This is a genomic window from Anaeromicropila populeti, from assembly GCF_900112775.1.
In the GTDB taxonomy this organism is placed as follows: domain Bacteria; phylum Bacillota; class Clostridia; order Lachnospirales; family Lachnospiraceae; genus Anaeromicropila_A; species Anaeromicropila_A populeti.
The window spans coordinates 282,569-304,279 of record NZ_FOYZ01000001.1; the positions used below are offsets into that span (position 1 = coordinate 282,569).

Below are 21,711 nucleotides of genomic sequence, written 5' to 3' on the forward strand. Positions count from 1 at the left end.
AAATACACTTAATTTTCAATAAAGAAAGAGTAATCATTTGTTTTTCTATCCAGTGTTTCAGACAATTCCTCATACATCTGTTCAACTCCACGAAATCCATATACTGGATTATTAGAAAATCTATATTTAAAGACTTTATTCTTAGGAAAATAATTATTGTTACATATAACGATTGGATCGTCTAACTCATCAATGAGCTGCTGAATATCTTCAATATACTTAGACGCAAAAATTTTCGCATCCAGATTATGTTCCAAAACTTCCTTTTCAAATATAAAAATTTTATCTTTTATGATAGACGGTTCGATGCCCACAATAATCGGATTCATTTCTAACTCTATTGCAAATTTTGTAAGTGCAAGTAATCTGTCACCTGTCTGATTCCATATAATGCAGTCTCTGCCTTTTCCAATCTTATGTACTAATTCTTTTCTCTTTTCTTCTAGCTTTTGCACTTCGTCAAAACTCTCAATATCTACCTCAATATCCAAAGTATCTGCAATATCCTTTAACCAGCTTATTGTTGCCTTTAAACCTATTGGTGTGGTTTCTTGAGAGTGTGGTATCCCAAATTGCTGATCCATTGCTTCAAAGAATCCGCGGGCAAAGAATAAACATAATGCGATATTTAAATCAGCATCTTTCATTCTTCTTAATTTATCAAAAGTCATATCATCATTAAATATCTCATTAATCTTTATGCCTAACATATCAAGCATTCTTCTGACTTCTTCTATTTCCTTATCTTTGGTTGTATCCCACAGCCATCTTCGTAGAAACAGATTCACTTTCTTACTTGAATCAGAGGCATCTATTGCATGTTCTTTGCCTTCTCCTGCTATTGTTCCTAACATATGAAATGCATTCTCTGTTCCATGACGATATGATTTACCAGAATATCCACCTGTGTTAAGAAAGATGATTTTCTCTCTCAATCTGGCTGGTAATGATTCCACACACCCCTCAACATCATCACCGATAATATCTGCACAGCAATTGGTTAATATCGCTATTGTTTTATCTGGATACTTCTCCTCCACTTCAAAGATGCAATCCGTAAGTTTCTTTTCACCACCAAAGATTATTTCTTTTTCCGTTAGTTCAGTAGATAGATGCGCCTTATTATCACACTTATTGTGACTGCCCATTGCATTCAGGAAGTGGCGATTTCCCACACACCCTGTTGCTCCATGAACTAAAATTATTACATCTTGAAAATACGCTAATACATCGTATGAACCCCAAAAAGCACAAAATTGATGCATATCCATACATTCTTTGATTTTAAGTCTGTCACTTTTAACTAGTTTAACTAAGTCTATTAATTTTGCCATCTTTCGTTCATTATTTGTATTCATATTATTTTGTATTCCTCAACCTTTTCTTATTGTATTTGCATTTTCATTGGTTGCTTTATCATGAAATCAAATTGCATATCGTCCATCGGAGTTGGTATCACGAAGTTTTCATTGGACATAATGTTGCTGGCTAGTTGGGAATATACCTTTGCCATATCTGACTCTGGACTTCCTTCTACAACTGTGGCATTTTTCAGCTCACACTCTTGCACGATATTGTCCCTTGGAATCCAGCCGATAACCTGTGAAGACAGATTTTTAGCTAAGCCTGTTACAATTTCTTTCTCCATATATGCATTTCTCTGATTGCAAATAATGCCCCCCAATCGAACATCACTTCGCTGACCAAATCTTTGGATTGCTTTTGAAATATTATTGGCTGCATATAATGCCATTGCTTCACCAGAGGTTACCAGATATACTTCTTTTGCAAAGCCCATTCGCAATGGAACTGCAAAACCTCCGCATACTACATCGCCAAGGACATCATAGATTACAACATCAATATCTAATTCCTCAAAAATATTTAATTCATTAATCATTTCTATTGCAGTTATAATACCTCTTCCTGCACATCCCACACCAGGTTCAGGTCCTCCTGCTTCGATACAGTATGTATTAGAAAATCCCTTTGTTAAAATACCTTCCTTGGTTACCTTGACCGAACTTTCTCTGATATAGTCCAGCACGCTTGGCTTTGATTTTCCTCCAATCAGATTTTTTGTAGAATCCGCTTTTGGATCACATCCGATTTGTAACACCTTATAGCCGAGCAATGATAGTGATGCTGAAAGATTTGAACATGTAGTTGACTTACCAATTCCACCCTTTCCATATATAGCTATTTGCTTCATCTTTTTCATAATCCTTCTCCTTATGATTTGTATATCAAAACTTATTTATACTCGTCACTTATCTTCATGTATTTTCGTAATTCAATAGACTTTTCATTTTCAGCGTAGACTTCAAATCCACATTTTTGAAATGTATGTATGGCTGCTTCGTTACCCTGCCATGTACACAAACGCATGTATTTCATATTTTTTTCATTACATATCTCTTCTGCCTTATCTAGAATTTCTTTAAAGACACCCTTCTTTCTATATTCAGGATGTACATTAATTAACCCTAGATACAGACATTCCTCATCGAAGTAAGATACATAAGTCATCCCCACAACTTCTTCGTTATCTGTGCATACGATAAATTTATATGGGTTCTCGTCCATCTGCTCAATCTTCTCTTTGATCTGATCATAGGTTCTGCCTGGACAGCATGCATTTTCCTTGGCAAAGGAACTCTTCTCAAGCCAATTGGCAAACATCTTGTCGAGGAACACAATTAAACTGTTACTTTCTTTTTGGTTGGTAATCTCTATTACTTTCATCTTACAATAACATCCTCTTTCTTTCGTAATTGCATGTATACAAGCAGCTAAATATGCTTTGTAATAGCTTCATTTAGAATTTCAAGACTTTCTAAAACGGATTCTCTTTTATCAGCTGGTATATTTTCTAAAATTCCTTTGAAATATTGCTGCATATTGTCTTGTATCATCTCATATAGTTGATAGCCATGTTCGGTAAGCGTAAGTGTAATGGATCGTCTGTCCTTCTCATTGACACAACTATTTAATAATCCTTTGGCAATCAACTTATGGGTAGTACGGCTCATAATGCTTTTATCTGCATTTAAGCTAACACACAATTCGTTTAGAGTCATTTTTCCACTCTTTCCGATTTCCGTTATAATATGACACTGGGAAAATGAAATGGGACAACAATAATCTGTTTTTCCCTTTTCCAGTATAATTCCCAGTTTTTTCTCCATTGTTCTAATGAGTTCACGTAAAATTATTTCATCCATATTATATACACTTTTTCTTGACATTCACTAAATTATGAAGTATCACTCTTTCCTTTCCTAGATTTTGTCTATAAAACCTTTCAGTTACTTTGGACTTTTTTCTTATGTTTATCAGCCCTTTTCATTAAATTTACAGTATCATAATTAGTTGCATTTGTCAACTATTTAGTTGCAATTAACAACTATTTAGTTGATAGTTACAACTACTTAGCACCACATCCCTGCTGCTTCAACTCTATTTTTTTTGCAACCCTTGAGAGCGCAAAGCAGAATACAAAATATAGTCCACCCATTACTATGTAGGAAAATACAAGCTTATTCGGTTCTCTCTGACTAAGCATTATACCTGTCTGAGTCAAATCGATAAGACCTATAATAGATATGACTGAAGTATCTTTGAAAAGGGATAACAAGAATCCAACAAACGAAGGAAGCATCATTCTTAATGTCTGAGGTAAAATAATATGTATAATACACTGGGAATAAGACATTCCCATACAGGATGCTACCTGCCACTGTCCTTTACTGATGTTCATAAAACCAGCACGAAAAATCTCCGACTGATTTACTGCTGAATACAAGGTAACGGAAAGATACGCACTTAAAAAGAGTGGCAATGTCTTCCCTGAAAAAAGAGGAATTAGAAAATAGAACCAAAAAACGATTAACAACAAAGGCAAGGCACGAATCATTTCAACAATAAATGTAGTAATTTTACGGATAACAGCCTTTTTTGATATCCGGCCCAATACTAAGAGTAAGCCCAATACAAATCCTGAAACCATTGTAAGTAATGCTAGGATAATATTAATTGCAAGTCCACCAAGCTCCCCTTGTGGAAAGGGTCCAATCAAGAACATCTTTATTATTTTTAGAATATCAGTCATTTTTTTCACCTTCTTTATCCATATACAGTTCAGTTTTTAGTAGCTAATACATGCTTTTCTGCCAACGAAGCCAGATGGCTCAACACAAAGTTGATGGTCAAATAGAATATGGTTGCTAATATGGTCACTTCCAATCCTCTGAATGTGATGGACTCAATCTGCTGGGTAGCCCACATAATCTCATGTACTGATAAAGATAATGCCAACGAAGTATTTTTCACATTATGAATAATTCTAGTAACTAGAGGTGGAAAACAGTTTCGTATCGCTTGAGGCCAGATAATATATTTCCATATATGGGCTTTTGAGTGACCTAACGAGTACGCAGCTGCAATTTGTTCTCTCGGGACAGCCATGATTCCTCCACGAATGATTTCACTAATGTATCCACTGCTGCTGATTGATAATCCTGCTATTGCAGCCCAGTAATTGAGCATTGTGCTGGAATTGAGTGCTATTTCGATTTTCTCTGGAAAAAGTTCCGGAAATACGTAGTAAAAAAACAGCAGCCAGATAAGTGTAGGAATATTTCTGCACAACTCTATGTAAACGGAAGAAATGAAATGTATTAGTGGATTCGTTGATAAATTACCAAAAGTAACAAATACCCCTATAGCAACGGCAATCAAAGACGACAGTATCATAAGACTTATTGAGCATTGAAGTCCCTGCAATATCCATTCTAAGTATTGCCCACTTAAAATTGCCTGCCAGTCAAATTCGTAATTCATAATTATCTCCTCTAATTGAAATTATACATCCCATTTTTCGAATGGTCTTAAAAACTTCTTATCTTTCGTCTTAAACCACGTGTTAAAAATCTTCTCATAATCTCCTGTGTCGTAAATATCAAGCAAAATGTTATTTAATTCATTCAGCCACTGGGAATCATTTTCCGAAACCCCTATAGAAAAGTAGGAATAACAGCATACTTCTGGGTGATATTGAAATTCCTCCTTATCAATCTCCGTAGTGATGAAATAATTACCGATGATTTCATCACTTGCGTATCCTTCTACAAGTTTATTTTTCATAGCTTCAAATGCCTGGGCATCTGATGAGTAGGCAATAAAATTAGGTTTCTCCAAATTGCACTTTTTGAAACAAGATTCAATCTCATTTGCCGTACTTGTCCCTATGGAATAAGCAATATCTTTCCCCGCAAGATCCCGTATGGACTTTATATTGTCTTTGTACATAAGAATCTTTTTACAATCTTGAAGATAGGAAACACTGAAGTCAATCATTTTATCCCTTGATTTGGTATGATTTAATTTCGCAATACAAGCATCCACTTTGTTGGCAAGGATATAATCCATTCTGTTTTCATTTTTTAGAAGAATCAGATTCAAAGTTACATTTAAACGCCGTGCAATACTATGCGCCAAGTCTACGTCAAATCCTATCAGTTCTCCGCCTTTCTCATGAAAGCACATAGGTGGGGCATTATCTACAATTCCAATATTAATGGAACCTCTCTTTTTTATATCATAAAGTCTAGACCTTTCATTGTGGATTTTATTCATAAATAACTTGGTACGTTCCATTTTGGGATGCATAATAATATCATGAGGTTTCCCTATCTCGATAAGCTCTCCTTTATCAAGAAATGCCACTCGAGTAGCAACTCTACGGGCAAAACTTAATTCATGCGTAACAACTACCATAGTCATACCATCTTTAGAAAGCTGAATCAGAGTATCCAGCACTTCATTAATCAGTTCCACATCCAATGCAGATGTTGGTTCGTCAAATAACATAACTTTCGGCTGCATAGCTAGACTTCGCACAATTGCTACACGCTGCTGCTCTCCACCCGATAACTGGGAAGGATAGAAATGAATTTTTTCCTCAAGACCAACTTTTCTAAGGATAGGAATCGCAATCGCCATGGCATCCTCTTTTGTCTTTTTCTTCACTTTCCTTACAGCAAGAGTTACATTATCAAGGACAGTCATATGTGGGTAAAGATTATATTGCTGGAAAACCATGCCAACCTCTGCCCGCTTTTTCCCGCTGACTGCAACACCATTTTTGCAATTATAGACCTCCTCATTAATTAACACTTCTCCCGTCTGGATATTCTCAAGCCCATTTATGATTTTTAGCAATGTACTTTTTCCTGAACCACTTGGTCCAAGAAGAACTAATACTTCTCCGTTATACACTTCTAAATCAATATTTTTCAATACCTGAACATCACCATAGGACTTATTGACATTCTTGATTTTGATGATTTCTCTTTTGTCCACAGCGCTCATCTTCTCTCTCCTCCTCTTTCACAACCCTAACCATGATATCTCCAAAAGATGGCATCCCCGTTATCTTATTCATTTTAGATGAGTCATACATCCTATTCACATTCGGTGTATAGGAGGCTGCTTCTACGAAAGCCTTCGCTGATACTTTTCTTCCTCCCGAACCGAAAGTTGTCTTAATAACCCCAGCTTTTATAGCGTTTGAAAGAAATGCTTTTCCAATAAGATGTGTTCCATTTGCATTTTCAAGCCGTATCTTGTCTCCAGTGTGAATTCCCATCTCATTTCCCTCTGTTTCGTTAAGCAAGAAAACTGGTATTGCAATTGTGTTTTTATCACATTTGGCTTGAACAAGCACATCATTTAGTTTCCTGTTTGCTTCTGTTTCAAGATCTGCCAGAGAACTACACACCTGGGTCATGGTTCCTGTCTGATGTGTCCTGCCTGTAATTAGGTAAAATGGATACTGCTTTTTTATTTCCTCTGTAAATTGACTATTATTTTCTTTCCACATAAATGCTGTTGTTTTATAACAACCCGCTTTATCACTTGATTCCACCTTATAACGGAAATTAAACTGGAATTTTCCCGAACCTGTCATAGGCAGATACCCAGATGGCGTGCCTCCGTTACTCGACCGATAGCGATAGTAACTGACTGGCCAAGCTGCAACCCCATCATTTTCCCTTAACCAGCTAACCGTTAATGATTCTCCCTTATGAATAAGTTCTCCTTCCACATAAACATTGGGATTATCAGGTATTCCTTCAATCAAGGCTCCTTCTGGGTACTGGGCATATGGCAATGGTTGTCCAATATTCCTTAAGCCTGGACAACTGCGCAGCTGTGTATTGAGTAAATCTTCTTCCGATTGATAGCAATTGAGCTTGTTATGAGCAATCTCCTCATCTCCAGCCTCTACTAACGCAGAAGCCAGATTCTGCATAATCCAGAATGGCGTCTTAGATTCATATTGTGGTGCAATTACACGATCTCTTAATGCGATTTCAGGATTTATAGTATACTGGTCACTTAACCCCATCTTCTCCAGATAACTGCATTCCGGAAGAATAAAGTCAGCATATCTGCCAGTCTCATTCATATGAGTATCAATATGTACAATTAGTTCCAACAGCTTTTCGCCGTTTTGTTCTGCCTGAAAGGCGTCTATCCACTCATTGGTATTACCGCCTGTATACAGTGGATTGCCTGTTCGGTTAATAAAGGCTTTTATCGGATATGTATGTCCCCTAAACGATCCCTTCTTTAAGGTAATTCCATTACGTATATTGCTTGGAATCGTGCTTACAGTTCCTCTCCAGGCAAGGGGGAAATCTCCATACAGATCTTTATGAAGTTGGAGATAATTACCGTACCTCTTCTCACCATTTACAATTCTGAAAGTAGTCGAACTCCCGTTTATTCTTCTACTTGGAAGATTAAGAATTGGCTTGACCGCCCCCGAAAAAACCAATCCACCTGGTACATCTATATTGCCTGTTACTGCACATATTACATTTGCCAAAACCGAAGTAACATCCCCAGCTAAATGATGCGCTCCTCCATGCATTCCCATTTCAATGGCTGCTGGTTTAGTTATTCCCATTAAATGCGCTAGCTGTATAATCTTGCTTTGCTCAATTCCTGTCTTTTCTTCTCCCCATTCTGGGGAAAAATATAAGAAGCCGTTTGTTTCATCCTTCATCCTGCTCTGGTTGAGAAACTCCTGTTTAAATTCTCCCCAGCCTTCTGTGTAATTTTCAATAAAATTATGATCGATATACGACGCATTTTTATTTTCCCTATTATCATGAGTAATGATATAGGAAAGCATACATGCCAATAATTCGGCATCTGTACCTGGTGTAACAGGCAGCCACATATCTGCCTTTGCTGCCGAATTAGTAAATGCCGGATCGATCACCACATAATACATCTGATTGTTTACCTGTGCTTCTGGAATGCCACGAGACATATAATGAAACCGGGTAGCAACTAGCGGATTGGCTCCAACATTGATAAGGAGTTTTATATCATGCTCTTGCTTCTGATACATTTCATTGCTGGAATTCCTTAGTAAAACAGGTCGCTGAATATCTGGCAGAGGTCTTTCATCCCCCATCATCAGCTTGGATCCCCATCTGCGATTCGTATCACATATTGCACTATGGGTAAATGTATTTGGCGTTCCAAAGGCATGGAACAACATCATGTAAGGTTCTGTATCTGTCAAATCTCCACAATCTAGAATAACCGATTCTGCACCGTATCTCTTCTTGATATTTAGAAGTTTCTTAGATATCTCATCTAACGCATAGTTCCATGAAACTTCCTTCCATCTTCCACTCCCTCGCTCCCCAACTCTTACAAGCGGTACCTTGATACGTTGTGGAGAATACACAAGTTCTAATCCTGCTGCACCTTTTGCACAGATAGTTCCCTGATTATTGAATGATTTTGGATTACCGCAGATTTTCTTGGCCTGCCCATCTTCAACAAGTACTCGAATACTACACTCCGCCGGACACATCAGATCCACTGTATTGATATATGTTTGTTTTGAAATTGGTTTTCTCTGCACCAACTCTGAACGTGGAAATTGAAAATTGTACAAAGAAAGATCTATCGATGTTAATGATTCGAAATGATTTTTTCCCCGTTGTATATAGAATACCTTGGGCAGGGATGAAGTTAATGTTTTCTGTACATACAAATAATTTTGATTTTCCTTAAGCATCTGCACTATTTCACTTTCCTCATGATTCAGAACTCCAAAGTGCAATGCTTTCCCCATGCAGTTTTGAACACAGGCAGGCTGTAATCCCTGTTGTAGTTGTTCCCAACAAAAATCACACTTATTTAACAAGTTAAATTCTTTCTGATACCTGATAGCACCAGATGTACATACTTTTAGACAAGAGAAACAGTAAGCGCACTTTTCCTCATCGTACAAGACAACTCCCTGTTCCGTGAGGTAAAGTGCATTGCTGCTGCAACACTTTGTACAGATTGGCATTTCACAGTGATTGCATAATGCTGGGAAGAAAATCCGCTTTTGATTTGGATATGAGCCAATATCCTGTATATGTAATTTTATGCGTCCTGCCTTCCGAGGCAGATTATGTTCTTTTTGGCAGCTCACTTGACATGTATAGCATCCAATACATTTATCAAGGTCAATAATCATTCCGTATTTATCAACGTAATTTTCCATGCCTGCATTAATACCTCTAAGCCTCTCCATTCATTATTAGTCTGGCCAAACATAAAGCTCATTTTCACCAAAAGCATCTTTTGATAAAACTGGTTTTGCTGATGGTTCTAATGGATACATTCCGTCTGGGCCAAACCACTTATCATAGATTTCATCATATTTACCGTTTTTCATTAAATCCTGTAAAACAAAGCTGACTTTGTCTCTCCATTTGCTATCATCTAATGGAACACCTATACTGTATAATCCTGGACTATAGATACCACTGATTGGTTCATAGTCAACACCTTCTTTGCCTGCAACACCTGCGATAATAACACTGTCCTGAGTAAACGCATCTACTTTACCTTGTTTCAAAGCAAGGAAACATTCTGCATTAGACTGGAAAGTCTGAATCTCTGGTGCTTCACCATTTGCTTCTTCGATCGCCTGCTGAATCGCAATATATGCGTTAGAACCCTGATCAACTGCAATCCTCTTACCTGCTAAATCGGTAAGTTCGTTGAACATTCCTTTCTTTGCATAAGCAATCTTTCCTGTCCACAGGTAAGCTGGTTCAGCAAAATCGATCTGCTCATCACGGCTTCTGGTATGACTTAGATTAGAAACAACCATATCAACAGTACCGTTAGCTAGGAATGAGATTCTTGTCTTGTTGTTTACAACGACTCTTTCAATTTTTACTCCTAACGCCTCTGCAATAGCATCTGCAAGATCTACATCAAAACCTGTCCAGTTTCCATCTTCGTCTAAATAGTTCATAGGAGGATTATTATTAGCAGTACCCACATGTACAACCCCCTCTTTTGTTACCTTGTCAAGAACACTTTCTTGTTTCTTGCCCCCACACCCTGCCAAGCCACCGCTCATGACAGATAAGCACAATAATAATGCCATTCTTCGTTTCCAGTTAAATTTCTTCATAGAACATTTTCTCCTTTTGTTTGATTTTACTTTTTTATTATTCAAAGGGTTCTTATCTTTTTGTAGCGTAAAAACCCTTTTATAACAATGACTAGTATTTAAGTAAACCTTTTGCGCCGCATCTGGATATGCGTTATTTCATTTTCCAATAAATCAGCATACTTTTCAATGCCTTGATTCTTCATGCTTACGGCTAAATACTGTTTTTCTACTATACTCAATACAGTATGTTTGAATTCACTTTTTGCAGGATTATAAAGCAAATACCTAGCAAGAACTTCCAGCATTTCAATATGTCTACAGCCTGATCTAGCATCTTCAAAATCAATACCAAATATTTTATTTTCTGCATAAATAAAATTACGCAGATTTACATCTCCAAGTACTTCATCTCCATCTATTCCAATGGTACTATAAAATTGCTCCAACCATTGAAGGACCTGTATTAACACCTTTGCCGCTTCCTTGACAAAACTTCTGCTCTCATAATATTCAAGCAATTCCAGAACATTATTCCCCTTGATATATTCTAAACACAGAGATAACTTACTATCATCATAATCCAATAAATTTGGATAATTAAGCTGAGAGCCGGCTTCATTTTGCTGACAATGTATCAAGCACCTGTACATTTCTAATTCAGCTTGATAGGAATCTGCATTATGAAATCTTTTAACAACATATTGTTTTCCACCCTCATCTGTATATTTATGTAGGGAAACGTGATTTTTCTTGGAAATGAATTTTTTTATAAAACAATTATCCTTACTCATTTAACTCGCTTCCTTAATTCGTAAAATTCATATTTCTGAATATTACACATTCTCAAGCAACTTAATAATGTGTTCCATATCTCGATTGGCGTTTAGTATCCTATACTTCTGGTAATTCTCTATACTTTCGGATATAACCCCCGATACAAAAAGTATTTTATCATTGAAAAATGGTTCTATATCTTCGTAAGCTGCTGCTGTAACTATTGTTGGATAAACCAGATGAAACGGTCCCTCTAAAAAGAGGTAATCCACATCATAGAGTTCTATTACCTTGCGTATATCAATGCTTTTTTGGATCATGATATCTGTTGAATGCGGACTATAGGCGGTTACCATATCAGCTCCTGCTGCTTTATGTCTATAGGTGTCTTTTCCGGGCTTGTCTATCTCGTAATCCCCGCAATGTATTTTTTTTATTGTTCCAACACGGTATCCTCTGCTTTTTAGTGCACGAATCATACACTCAATCAGCGTGGTTTTTCCTGTGTTTGAATATCCTACAACAGAAATAATCTTCATGTATTGGCTCCTTTACAAATTATGGTCATCAAGGTCCCTTACTGTATTCAGATTTATAAACATTTCATCTGTTATATCAAACTTTGACCCTTCTCTTTCCTCAATATATCTGGTGTTAGCACTTTCAATCAGCTTGTATAATCTATAATTCTTCTGCTGGATATATTCATATAGCAACGGACACACGCTTTTTGAATATGCTGCATGGAAAGGTTCAATGATTCCTTTTCTTCTCATTGCCAAGACATCCAGATCTTCCTCTGTGCTTTTAAGTATTTTTTCAAGATATCTTATATAGTCCTGATTTATAAATGGCATATCTCCTGCTACAACATAAGAAAACTGACTGCTGGAATTGAGCAAACCAGAATAAACTCCAGCAATCGGTCCACAATCTTTTAGGACATCTCCCACAACCCTGTACCCCGAACTATCGTATCGCTCTGGGGTATTCGTGACAATGATTATCTCATTGACCAGAGGTTCAAGTTGAGATGCAATATGTAATACAATGGGACGATCATGAATCCTAATATTCTGCTTATCAAACCCCATTCTTGTACTTTTCCCACCACATAGGATAATTGCACTTTCTATTTTCACCACATAAACTCACCTATCCTTAACTAGTATCGAATGTTGGACTATATAAAATAAGTAAGGACTACTGCAAGTAGCATGACTGCTACTGAAACCAACGGTTTTGGTATAAATTTTCTACTTGTTGCAATGGATTTGCTCATAGGGCAGATAAACCATATCAGCAATGCTGCAAACAAACCACTAAGCATTCCATTTATCAAAATAAAGCTTATTGCCTTTTTATATGTACTCATGTATTCCTGTATGTAACCGTTGCCCAGATACTGCATTGCCATAAATGCTACATATGCACCTCTCCATAAGATGCTTGTACCTATAATTAATAGACTTCTACGGTATATTCTTTTGTTAATGAATACTGGAACGATGATTGCAAACAGAATTGTCTGGATAATGATTGAGATTATTGGATTCAAAACTTTAAATACGGAGATATTTGGCATGAGTAAATTTACTAATTTTATGGAAGACGCTACTAGTCCTACCCCCATAACAGTTTGACGGTTAGGATTTACTTTATAAGCAAGTAACAAGATAGATGCACCAATTGGGAACATGATATTACCAGAAATCATCTGAGGCAGCCAATGCAATGCATAGCCTAGTGTTGCCTCCATAATTCCCCATATCGATCCCCAAAAGACGATGTTTGATAGTAAGGATTTTGTGTTTTTCAATGATTTTTCTCCTTTGTGTGTAATGCTTGTATTGCTGTACTGTAATTAATTCCTTTTTTTACTACTGCATTTCTTAAAAATCAGTATAACAAATAAGCCTTTTAGAGTCAAATATAATTTTGCAATTTAATGACGAAAGTCGACGAATAAAGTATGTTTGATTTTTTACCTCACATTTCAGTAGCAATCTTGTTTAGTCGATTAGTCAGTTCATCTATGTGCTGTTCAAACCATTTAAGTAGCTTTGCACTGAGTTTTGCCTGCTGCAAATAGACATGTCGGTTTCTTGCAAGAGAATGATAATACTGACCATAAAAATCACATACAGCCAAGAATTGAAAAAACATTTTACCGGCATTTTCCATGTCATATTGTTTCAGTTTACCTTTATTTAAATAGGTTTTTAAATATACTTCAAACTTGTCCATGTTAATCTCACCATGTTTGCATTCTGGAGCCATAAACACATAAGAACGTACAATTTCCCACACATATGGATGTCTACATGCAGTTGTCCAATCAATAATACCCTTAATTATTCCATAATCGTCACAGAGAATCTGTGAAATCATAAAGTCTCCATGCGTATTTCCACATGATAACTCCGAAATATCAATTGTATCATTTGTAAACCTCTTTAAAATTTCTATATTATTGCGAATGTCCTCTGCATTGTCATAATCACCACTCTGAAGTGCCATCTGAAGGGAATTTTCATAAGAAATCAGGGTACTTTCTGGCGTACGATACTGAAAGAACTCTGTACCGATACCATCAGGAAGTTCCTCATAATCTTTTAGAACCAAATGAATTTTTGAAAGAAACTCAGCCGCTTCTTTCAGCAAAAAATCTGTTGCTTCATTATATGAATATGTTATTCCCTCTATGAACTTCTGAACGTGAAACCTCCGTCCATTTTCATCAGTGGAAATAACCCTCCCCTGAAGATTTTTAATAAATTCACACGCGGGAATTCCATTTTCACGCAGGTACTCACATAGCTTTGGTTCGAGTTCAGGATTATTCATATTATTATCACTTGCATACTTAATAACATATTTTTTTTCAGATGCATTTACAAAATACGTAAGCGAACCTGCGCCTTTATCTGAAATCTCCATACTGTCAACTTCGAGTCCATATAGTTTATACATGAGCATCTTCAATTGTTCAAACTCCAGCTGTTTCATCAATTCAAGACGGGATATATCCATTTTTTGCAAAAACTCCTCAATGTGAAGATATTCACCTGCAAGCAGTTCATTAACTGTAATGCCCAGTATGTTACAAAGTGGCAACATATATACCACTTCTGGTAATCCGTTTCCACATTCCCACTTAGAAACGGTTTTTTCTGAAATATTAAGCATGCCAGCCACTTCTTTTTGGGTAAGACCTTTGCTTTTTCTAATATCTGCAATAAACTTACCGATTTTTTCTGTTCCATTTTCTTCCTCCTATTTTTATAAAGGATTCTATTGCAACATTATATCAGTAAAAGATACTCCCCATAGTATATCCTGCATCACTTCTTTTAAATCTACTCCTAATGAGTACCCAGAATATAATTTTAATATTGCCTTATCTGCAATATAACTAAACATTATATTAAGATGACGAAAATAATATTTGATAAATGTACCCTCTTTAATATATTTTGCACGACTACCTGCCCAAAATCCTGAAGCTAAAACCTCATTTTAAAAATTCTTTTGTTCTCCCCACAAATAAGCTATTGAATAAAATTAAATTTACTTGATTCCATTTATTATCATCCTTTTGTTCTCTAAAATATATTGAATATCACATTTGTATAATTTCACATGTCCATCTTCTACATTTTTACTAAAATCTTCATTACCGCTGTCAGCCTGGGCAAGCATGAATTGCACCAAAGTACTTAAACGCTTCACCATCATTGACGGAAGTTCTTCTCTATCTTTTGTAGTTGCATTATAGGCATCCATAAATACTTTTGTCTTACGTATCTGCTCCTTTAAATCGTCGTAATGATCAGGGTTCTCTGGACTGGTAAATGGAACCCAGCGATACACTGCATACGCAACATCCCATAAAGCAGGTCCTGGATGTAAGGTATCAAAATCAATGATTCCTGCTGGCTTTCCATCAATTATGGTAACATTATAGGGAGCAAAATCTCCATGGCACATTACTTCAATCGGAGAAACAGTTGGCAACATCCATACCTCCTGATTTGATAATCTGTTAATATACTTTTTACTTACTTGATGGTATGAATGTAACAAAATTGCAGCTTCCGCAATTACTTCATCTTTTAAAAACATTTTCGGCAAAGGATAATTATATGCTGTACCTGGGACATAAGATAAAATTTCTTCCTCATGTTCTGTAAAACCAAATGGCTTTGGTACAAACTGAAATTGCTCCTTAATTAAAAAATCTAAAAATGCATGAATGTTAATTGACCAAGGATTCGCAGGACGAATAATTTTTTCTCCTTGCTTAAATATCTTTCCTTCACGTCCACCTTCTAGTACTTCTTGTTCCTTCATATTTATATCCATTCCTTTCGCGCTGCTCAAGGCACAAAACGTTATGAAAAACGTTGGTTTTTGCAACTTTCTTTTTTATAATCAAGTCATAGGGATATTCAGTATACTACAAATCACGGAGAGGTGAGTGGGCTGTCCGGATTGCCAATGCTGGATGCTATATCAAACCACTTTTAGTACAATGCGCAAACTCCGTAGTAAAAAGTGAAAAGCATCCTGAAATTCGCAACCGATATCTTCTCTTACGAAAACGACGCGGTCACAAGAAGTCAATCATTGCAATAGCAAGAATACTTCTAACATCATTATACAACATGCTGAAAAATAAGGAACCCTATAATGCTAAACTTTATCGAAAATCTGATATTCTTCCTATTAACCGTGAAATCACGATTTAACAGGCTATCTTAATGGCGCAGTTTCAAGATTATAAAATCAAGTCAGCTACTGAATAAACCTTAACTTTGCTACATATTCAATTTTAAATCGCCACCGAAAGATGGTTTGTTTGTGATACCTTAAGTGAATGGATATCCTCTACTATTCTTTTTCAACCTTCCTCCTTGCAACAATAAAAGCCAGTGGTTAGCTGGCTAAATCGGTGCTTATTTCTTATTTATACAACATTCTATAAAAGTTATTTTGATTTATTTGTCAAACCTGTTGATTAAATACGCATACAGCGTATAGTCCAAATCTTTTCCATAATAGAGGTACAAAATATTTTTCCCATTTACTTTATCAAGCCAAAAGGTATACAATGTGCCATTGCCCATCTCGCCAGAAAGCCTGTTACATAAATCATCAATAATCATGGAGTTCTCAAATTCATATGAGCAGCACATAACCGTTCCCATATTGGAGGGATACCACATAGACTTATTGTAATACTCCTGTTTCCCATCATTGTTTAAATCACTAGAATATTCATATTCAGATGCATCGGAATCATATTTTGTCTCTGCCGAACCACAAATAACCCCATCCTGATGAAACAGTATATCCGGCATCTTCTTATTGCTAAGTGCTTTTTTAACAGAATTTATTTCTTCAAAAGCTGCATCCTCAAATACGGTATCCATATCATAATCATCTACCACAAAGGAGAACACCTTACCATCTGCAAGAATCCCATTTTCATATAAGTATAACGTGTTCCCACTATAGCATTTTGTGTTATAATCAAATTCTGTCATTAACAAATATTGTTTTCCCTTATATTGCAGAAAGCCAAATTCCTGAATAAGACAAGCTAAAGTACTGGTTTGCTTATATTGGCCATCCTCTGATTTTTTACAAAACTCCATACTGCTATAACCTGCGGAACCACCCCAATAGCACTGTGCAATCAAATCCTGAACACCGTCATTATCTGCATCAACCCTGACTGGATAGGCTGATTCCATCCCATCCCATTCAAGCCCTGTCTCACTGCAAAATTCCTCCTGGCTGATATCAGTATCCACGATAAGCGGCGTAAATGTTTCCTGCTCCGTTCCCTGCTCCATTGCATCCAGTATCAGCTCACACAATTCCTCTGGAATCAGGCTGCTGTGCGAAAACAACTCCTCGACATTCATCCCAGAATAGTATTCTTCCATATCCTGTACCTGTGCATGGGTTCTAGCGGTAAAATCCAATCTTAACAATTCCTGCCCTTCGTAGCTTGCTCTTATCTTGCTTTGAAATAAATACCATGTAACATCTTGTTTATTATAATAATTTTCAATGAAAGTGCTATACTCTTGTTCTGAAACTTCCTCATCCCCGATATGATACATCATTTCATCCTTTGATGAACTTGTAAATCCAAGGCAATTTTCATGAACCATCTTACCATCAAAATTAAGTTTTCTAATACAATTGTTGCTCTCTTCTGAGTAATCCATATATGTTCCATCTGTTTTAAGTAAATCAAATCCCCTTACTACAAAGGAGTACCCATAAACTGTTCCTTCATAATATCTCAAAACCTTAATCCATCCGCCGCCACAACCTAACAGGCTTACAACCACTTCTGGCTGGCCATCCTGATTTAAATCCACAACAGCATACTGATCTGGTATCATCATGGTATCAAATTCATAACCAAGAAAAGCATCCAGCTCATTCAAGTAATATTCTTTACAAATAAATTCACTACTGGCTGCACCTGACGGCGATGCATCTGTTATGGTTTCCTGTAGTGAAAGCACTCGTTTTAGTGCGCTAATTGCTTCTGAATCTTCCCATCCTTCAAATCCCTGCAACAGTTTAGTACTAGCAGTTTCCATTGGCGGTTTATTTCCGTCCACTGGCATGTCAATTCCTACGCTTTTGCTATTACAACCTGATATAGTTATTGTCATAATTGTAACTAACAATGTTGCTACTATCCATTTTTTCATTCATGATTCCTTCTTAAATTCAAATTTTGTTATTGCTTTTTTAGGCTTATCCATTATTAATATATTACCATAACATAACTTTGCATATGCACTGCATCCTCAGCTTTCATCACATGTCGCCTCTTTTCTGTACAATAACATTTATCCAGGTAAAATCATTTCGTCCCATTTTGTCATCGCTCTCATTAAGCATCCTAATTTGCAACTTTTCATTCATTAATAGTATTTGTATCATATTATCTTTACTATAATTCTGTTGATATCTTCCATTCTTGTCTTCTCCAGTCTTAATTCCATTTTTTAAGGAAATATAGCAAACCCCCTGCTCAACTAAGTTAGAATCAAGACATTCAACAAATCTCACAAAATCCTCTTTTTTCAAATGATGCATAGAAGCACACGCCCAAATACCATTATATTTATGCGTATTTTTTTTAACCCATTCCTCTATGCTCTCATTAATAACCTCAATTTTATATCGTTCTAATGCAAGCCTACAAAATTCTTCTGATTGGTCTAAAGCATCTACACAATATCCCTTTCTCATAAAAGCTAGTACATCTCTGCAGCTCCCACAGCCTATGTCAATAATCTTTCCATTTTCCGGAATGTATTTAAGAAAATTGTTATAGTGTTCAGTAACATCTACTTCAAAACTCATATCAGCATATTCTCTTGCATTTCTATTATAATAATTCTTCGTACTATTCATCTACTTTACCACCCAGCTTCCAAATTTTATTATAATCATTCACACGTGCCCAATAATAGTTAAGACGCAGCTTCTCAGACTCATAATTTACGAATGCTGTTGTTTTATTAATTATAATTGATTCATTTCGATTTTTTCTTTGCTTCGTTTTTTCAGTAAGTGCTTCAAAGATTTAAAATAGCATAGATTAATATTAGTCTTGATAATGTGCCATTTCATACGGATAATACTCACATTCCTGTAGTACTTCATCGTCCAGACCAAGCATTTTAACTAATGCTGCCGCTTCCAAGCTCCAGTATCCTCTATATCTATCCTTTGACAGGTGATCTTTATTTGTAATTAATCCTTCTTTTTGCATGTTAAACCATTGTTTGGTTAGATATGTTTTTAGAAGCAATACCGCAGATTCTTTATCTGTTTTTGCCAAATCAATTACTTTTACCAGTGGCTCTGTAGCTTTTTTAAACTTCAGTTTTTCTGTCTGTATTGTCCATTCAGGATAAATATACTGTGCAAGCAAATCTAAATATTTATCGTTATAACTATATTTTTTAAGCAATTGAATTAATTCATAAACGGTTTCATTTCTTATGTCAAAATTAATGGCTAGCTCCAATGCTTGTTCCATGCTCCCATAGACGCTACCTTCCCATGATTTCAATGTACTACTCAAAATTAGTAGTGTATCCTGCTTCAATTCTTTTAAATCTACTCCTAATGAATACCCCGAATATAATTTTAACATTGCCTTATCCATAATATCTAAATGGCACATCCTCATACCAGGTGCATCTTCACCTTGTTCTTCAAGAACTTCTTCATAATCCGTAATTGCACTTTTAAGTCGTTTTATATCTTTTTCATTTCTCAGCTTAAAATATTCTTCTGTTCTACTTTTATCACGAATCATATTGTTTCCTCCATTTGTCCGCAATATCATCAGCTATTTAATTCGGATCTGTAAAATAGCTTTACTCTCTTTTACAATCTCGAATTAACTTTTAACTTCCACACAAATCATGCATTTTAGTAAACTACATTACCATTTGTAATAGCACTGCTACAATTACTTTTCTAAATATTCATTTAGTACTTGTTTCCCAAAATCATCATGAGGTACAATTTGTAGCATTTCATAAGCCCATATGACTCCTCTTTCATAGCTTCCAATAGTATCATCCCATTCATAATTATATTGAATACTAAACTTAAAATCACTATCCAAAAAAAATGTAATAGAGTTCCATAATTCTACTTCACTCTCCAAGAATTTTTCACGTAAATCCTTAACGATCATACTTAATTCTTTCATTAATTTAAAATATATTTTTCTATCAACATGATATATATCTGGAATTTTACTACTATGAATAAACTCGCCTGTACTATCATTTTTAAAGAAAAACAATGCTGTTCTCGTATCACCAAGTTCTTCTGCATATAGTACAATTTCCTTCCACTCACCTGGAATAATTTCATTTAGCTGATTTGCAATTTTCCCATAAATTGGTGTCAATATTTTTTCATCCATTATTCTCATCCTTTCTAAATCCTAATTATCAAACGATTGCCATATCCAATCTCCATCTCCAATTTTATATTCAACATCAAAGGAAATGGGACGTTGTGATAGTCCATTATATACTGGTTCTATCTTAACCTCAACCTTCTTTCCTGAATCCAATGCCTTAGACCAAGTATTTTCCATTACCTTCCATTCTCCACGATTTAAGGTTGCATCCATTGGCACTAAATTATCTAAATCTCCTGACCCATCAAAAATACTTGCAATTAAATGACCACCATCATCTGTGGGAAGACGGTCTTCTCTACCTGCTACTTTTTGTGAATATGAATTTCTTTTTGCTGTATTTTTAGTTAATGTACCTTCTGCATTTGTTATTCTCCCAGCATCATCGGTAGTATATGTATATCCCTCAGGTGTTGTATATTCGACATTAGGTTTCAACTCTTTCCTTCCATTCTTTCCTTTCGTAAACTGTTCCCCATATTCAACCTTTTTAGCTGAATCCTTCGTAATCCCAATGTCTCCTCCACTTCCATCTGGAACCTCTTTTACCTTTACATCATCCACTTCGGGCTTAATATTCACTCCATGCTCCGCCGAAGAAGCAGCATCCTGCCCCTTCTCCATTGCCTTAGATGCGTCTGCCACATCATCCAAATCCTCTGCCACATCCAGAAGTCTGTTCGTGGTTTTGGCTGTATCCGATACATCATCCACAGCATCTATTACTTTTCCTGCCTTGGCACCTCCTGCTGCTCCACCTGTAGCAACCTCTGTTAACACCTCGAAGGTTATCTGCCCCGTCAACGCAGCCCAGTCATTCCCATTGGCATTTTTGCAGAAATCCCCGATATTATTTCCAATTGCCCTTGCCGATTCTTCCGGATGTGCCAGCACAGAAGTTAGATTCTTCACCGTTCCTACCGGATCCAGTCCAACCCCTACAACACCGTCTACTGTGCCTAACAAGCCATCTACATATAAGCCCTTATAAAAAGAACCTTTCATGGTATAATAATTCACATCATCTCTGTCCGCAGTTCCTGTAAATCCTCCTGCTAAATCCGAAACAATGGGGATATCTTTATCATAGACCCACTTTCCTATGCCTGTAAATTTATCTGACAGATCTTCTTTGAAATCCGCATACTGCTTTCTTGCTTCCGATTTATCAGTGAACAGATACCCTGCTGGTCCAAGGAATACATTGGCAAGCCCTCCCCATTTTGCTGGTATTACTTCTATATTCATATCATACTTTTGGAACAATTGATCCAGTCCATAAAACGACATAGACCAGGGATATTTGATTGCCTGTTCCACCAGCATCCCCCGCTCTAATGATGGGTCTTTCTTTTCATCCTTGGTATCCTCTGACTGGCTTTCAGCAGATTCTTCCCCCTTAAATCCATCTATAATTCCTTCAATCAGGGCATTTACCAAAAAACTAATTCCAAACATTCTT

The 21,711-nt window shown here is 36.2% G+C and carries 20 protein-coding genes and 1 pseudogene; 1 reads left to right on the forward strand and 20 read right to left on the reverse strand.

Annotated elements, in window-relative coordinates; translation table 11 throughout:
* Positions 1-8: 8 nt before the first annotated feature.
* From BM305_RS01280 to BM305_RS01350, 15 genes are all read right to left on the reverse strand, one after another.
* On the reverse strand, positions 9-1,358 hold the full coding sequence (locus BM305_RS01280) for a nitrogenase component 1 (protein WP_092558877.1): 1,350 nt from the start codon (positions 1,356-1,358) through the stop codon (positions 9-11).
* A gap of 26 nt (positions 1,359-1,384) precedes the next feature.
* Positions 1,385-2,221: a nucleotide-binding protein gene (locus BM305_RS01285; RefSeq protein ID WP_242940423.1), complete on the reverse strand. Its 837-nt coding sequence runs from the start codon at positions 2,219-2,221 to the stop codon at positions 1,385-1,387.
* 32 nt (positions 2,222-2,253) lie between these two features.
* On the reverse strand, positions 2,254-2,745 hold the full coding sequence (locus BM305_RS01290; RefSeq protein ID WP_092558878.1) for a GNAT family N-acetyltransferase: 492 nt from the start codon (positions 2,743-2,745) through the stop codon (positions 2,254-2,256).
* A 47-nt stretch (positions 2,746-2,792) separates the two neighbouring features.
* Positions 2,793-3,224 carry a MarR family winged helix-turn-helix transcriptional regulator gene (locus tag BM305_RS01295; protein WP_207649449.1) on the reverse strand — a complete coding sequence of 144 codons (432 nt, stop codon included), beginning with the start codon at positions 3,222-3,224 and terminating at the stop codon, positions 2,793-2,795.
* A 203-nt stretch (positions 3,225-3,427) separates the two neighbouring features.
* Positions 3,428-4,111: an amino acid ABC transporter permease gene (locus BM305_RS01300; RefSeq protein ID WP_092558880.1), complete on the reverse strand. Its 684-nt coding sequence runs from the start codon at positions 4,109-4,111 to the stop codon at positions 3,428-3,430.
* Between the two features lie 29 nt (positions 4,112-4,140).
* Positions 4,141-4,842, reverse strand: coding sequence for an amino acid ABC transporter permease (locus BM305_RS01305; RefSeq protein ID WP_092558881.1), 702 nt, complete (start codon positions 4,840-4,842; stop codon positions 4,141-4,143).
* A gap of 21 nt (positions 4,843-4,863) precedes the next feature.
* A complete protein-coding gene (locus BM305_RS19925) occupies positions 4,864-6,372 on the reverse strand; it encodes an ATP-binding cassette domain-containing protein (protein WP_092558882.1) in 1,509 nt (502 codons plus the stop codon).
* Complete coding sequence (locus BM305_RS01315) at positions 6,323-9,613, reverse strand: molybdopterin-dependent oxidoreductase (RefSeq protein ID WP_092558883.1); 3,291 nt, start codon at positions 9,611-9,613, stop codon at positions 6,323-6,325. Before BM305_RS01315 ends, BM305_RS19925 begins: the two co-directional genes overlap by 50 nt.
* Before the next feature lie 6 nt (positions 9,614-9,619).
* A complete protein-coding gene (locus BM305_RS01320; protein ID WP_092558884.1) occupies positions 9,620-10,507 on the reverse strand; it encodes a transporter substrate-binding domain-containing protein in 888 nt (295 codons plus the stop codon).
* A 98-nt stretch (positions 10,508-10,605) separates the two neighbouring features.
* Complete coding sequence (locus BM305_RS01325; protein WP_092558885.1) at positions 10,606-11,280, reverse strand: BUD32 family EKC/KEOPS complex subunit; 675 nt, start codon at positions 11,278-11,280, stop codon at positions 10,606-10,608.
* Between the two features lie 42 nt (positions 11,281-11,322).
* Complete coding sequence (gene mobB, locus BM305_RS01330) at positions 11,323-11,802, reverse strand: molybdopterin-guanine dinucleotide biosynthesis protein B (RefSeq protein WP_092558886.1); 480 nt, start codon at positions 11,800-11,802, stop codon at positions 11,323-11,325.
* Positions 11,803-11,814: 12 nt separating this feature from the next.
* Positions 11,815-12,408 (reverse strand): molybdenum cofactor guanylyltransferase, encoded by a 594-nt coding sequence (mobA, locus tag BM305_RS01335; protein ID WP_092558887.1) that lies wholly within the window; start codon positions 12,406-12,408, stop codon positions 11,815-11,817.
* A 38-nt stretch (positions 12,409-12,446) separates the two neighbouring features.
* Positions 12,447-13,082, reverse strand: coding sequence for a hypothetical protein (locus tag BM305_RS01340; protein WP_092558888.1), 636 nt, complete (start codon positions 13,080-13,082; stop codon positions 12,447-12,449).
* Between the two features lie 170 nt (positions 13,083-13,252).
* Entirely contained in the window at positions 13,253-14,515 is a 1,263-nt protein-coding gene (locus BM305_RS01345) for a phosphotransferase (protein ID WP_330393402.1), read from the reverse strand.
* A 318-nt stretch (positions 14,516-14,833) separates the two neighbouring features.
* Positions 14,834-15,628 carry a phosphotransferase gene (locus tag BM305_RS01350; protein WP_092558890.1) on the reverse strand — a complete coding sequence of 265 codons (795 nt, stop codon included), beginning with the start codon at positions 15,626-15,628 and terminating at the stop codon, positions 14,834-14,836.
* A gap of 119 nt (positions 15,629-15,747) precedes the next feature.
* Here BM305_RS01350 and BM305_RS19930 point away from each other — a divergent pair.
* A pseudogene (locus BM305_RS19930) lies at positions 15,748-16,014 on the forward strand (IS110 family transposase); the annotation flags it as partial.
* A 249-nt stretch (positions 16,015-16,263) separates the two neighbouring features.
* On the opposite strand, the gene BM305_RS01360 reads toward BM305_RS19930, so the two are convergent.
* The 5 genes from BM305_RS01360 to BM305_RS19410 form a co-directional block, all read right to left on the reverse strand.
* Positions 16,264-18,003, reverse strand: coding sequence for a hypothetical protein (locus BM305_RS01360; RefSeq protein WP_092558891.1), 1,740 nt, complete (start codon positions 18,001-18,003; stop codon positions 16,264-16,266).
* 109 nt (positions 18,004-18,112) lie between these two features.
* Positions 18,113-18,715 carry a class I SAM-dependent methyltransferase gene (locus BM305_RS01365; RefSeq protein WP_092558892.1) on the reverse strand — a complete coding sequence of 201 codons (603 nt, stop codon included), beginning with the start codon at positions 18,713-18,715 and terminating at the stop codon, positions 18,113-18,115.
* A gap of 193 nt (positions 18,716-18,908) precedes the next feature.
* Positions 18,909-19,628: a PoNe immunity protein domain-containing protein gene (locus tag BM305_RS01370; protein WP_177214491.1), complete on the reverse strand. Its 720-nt coding sequence runs from the start codon at positions 19,626-19,628 to the stop codon at positions 18,909-18,911.
* A gap of 156 nt (positions 19,629-19,784) precedes the next feature.
* Positions 19,785-20,249 carry an immunity protein YezG family protein gene (locus BM305_RS01375; protein ID WP_177214492.1) on the reverse strand — a complete coding sequence of 155 codons (465 nt, stop codon included), beginning with the start codon at positions 20,247-20,249 and terminating at the stop codon, positions 19,785-19,787.
* A 21-nt stretch (positions 20,250-20,270) separates the two neighbouring features.
* On the reverse strand, positions 20,271-21,707 hold the full coding sequence (locus BM305_RS19410; RefSeq protein ID WP_092558895.1) for a DNA/RNA non-specific endonuclease: 1,437 nt from the start codon (positions 21,705-21,707) through the stop codon (positions 20,271-20,273).
* Between the last annotated feature and the right edge of the window lie 4 nt (positions 21,708-21,711).

Bases quoted from the DNA above. Each gene is read 5' to 3' on its own strand.
- BM305_RS01360 (WP_092558891.1), bottom strand. From the start codon at position 18,003: ATGAAAAAATGGATAGTAGCAACATTGTTAGTTACAATTATGACAATA.
- BM305_RS01375 (WP_177214492.1), bottom strand. From the start codon at position 20,249: ATGGATGAAAAAATATTGACACCAATTTATGGGAAAATTGCAAATCAG.
- BM305_RS01290 (WP_092558878.1), bottom strand. From the start codon at position 2,745: ATGAAAGTAATAGAGATTACCAACCAAAAAGAAAGTAACAGTTTAATT.
- BM305_RS19925 (WP_092558882.1), bottom strand. From the start codon at position 6,372: ATGAGCGCTGTGGACAAAAGAGAAATCATCAAAATCAAGAATGTCAAT.
- BM305_RS19410 (WP_092558895.1), bottom strand. From the start codon at position 21,707: ATGTTTGGAATTAGTTTTTTGGTAAATGCCCTGATTGAAGGAATTATA.
- BM305_RS01370 (WP_177214491.1), bottom strand. From the start codon at position 19,628: ATGATTCGTGATAAAAGTAGAACAGAAGAATATTTTAAGCTGAGAAAT.
- BM305_RS01350 (WP_092558890.1), bottom strand. From the start codon at position 15,628: ATGGATATAAATATGAAGGAACAAGAAGTACTAGAAGGTGGACGTGAA.
- BM305_RS01315 (WP_092558883.1), bottom strand. From the start codon at position 9,613: ATGGAGAGGCTTAGAGGTATTAATGCAGGCATGGAAAATTACGTTGAT.
- BM305_RS01285 (WP_242940423.1), bottom strand. From the start codon at position 2,221: ATGAAAAAGATGAAGCAAATAGCTATATATGGAAAGGGTGGAATTGGT.
- BM305_RS01325 (WP_092558885.1), bottom strand. From the start codon at position 11,280: ATGAGTAAGGATAATTGTTTTATAAAAAAATTCATTTCCAAGAAAAAT.
- BM305_RS01365 (WP_092558892.1), bottom strand. From the start codon at position 18,715: ATGAATAGTACGAAGAATTATTATAATAGAAATGCAAGAGAATATGCT.
- BM305_RS01305 (WP_092558881.1), bottom strand. From the start codon at position 4,842: ATGAATTACGAATTTGACTGGCAGGCAATTTTAAGTGGGCAATACTTA.
- BM305_RS01295 (WP_207649449.1), bottom strand. From the start codon at position 3,224: ATGGATGAAATAATTTTACGTGAACTCATTAGAACAATGGAGAAAAAA.
- BM305_RS01300 (WP_092558880.1), bottom strand. From the start codon at position 4,111: ATGACTGATATTCTAAAAATAATAAAGATGTTCTTGATTGGACCCTTT.
- mobB (WP_092558886.1), bottom strand. From the start codon at position 11,802: ATGAAGATTATTTCTGTTGTAGGATATTCAAACACAGGAAAAACCACG.
- BM305_RS01320 (WP_092558884.1), bottom strand. From the start codon at position 10,507: ATGAAGAAATTTAACTGGAAACGAAGAATGGCATTATTATTGTGCTTA.
- BM305_RS01280 (WP_092558877.1), bottom strand. From the start codon at position 1,358: ATGAATACAAATAATGAACGAAAGATGGCAAAATTAATAGACTTAGTT.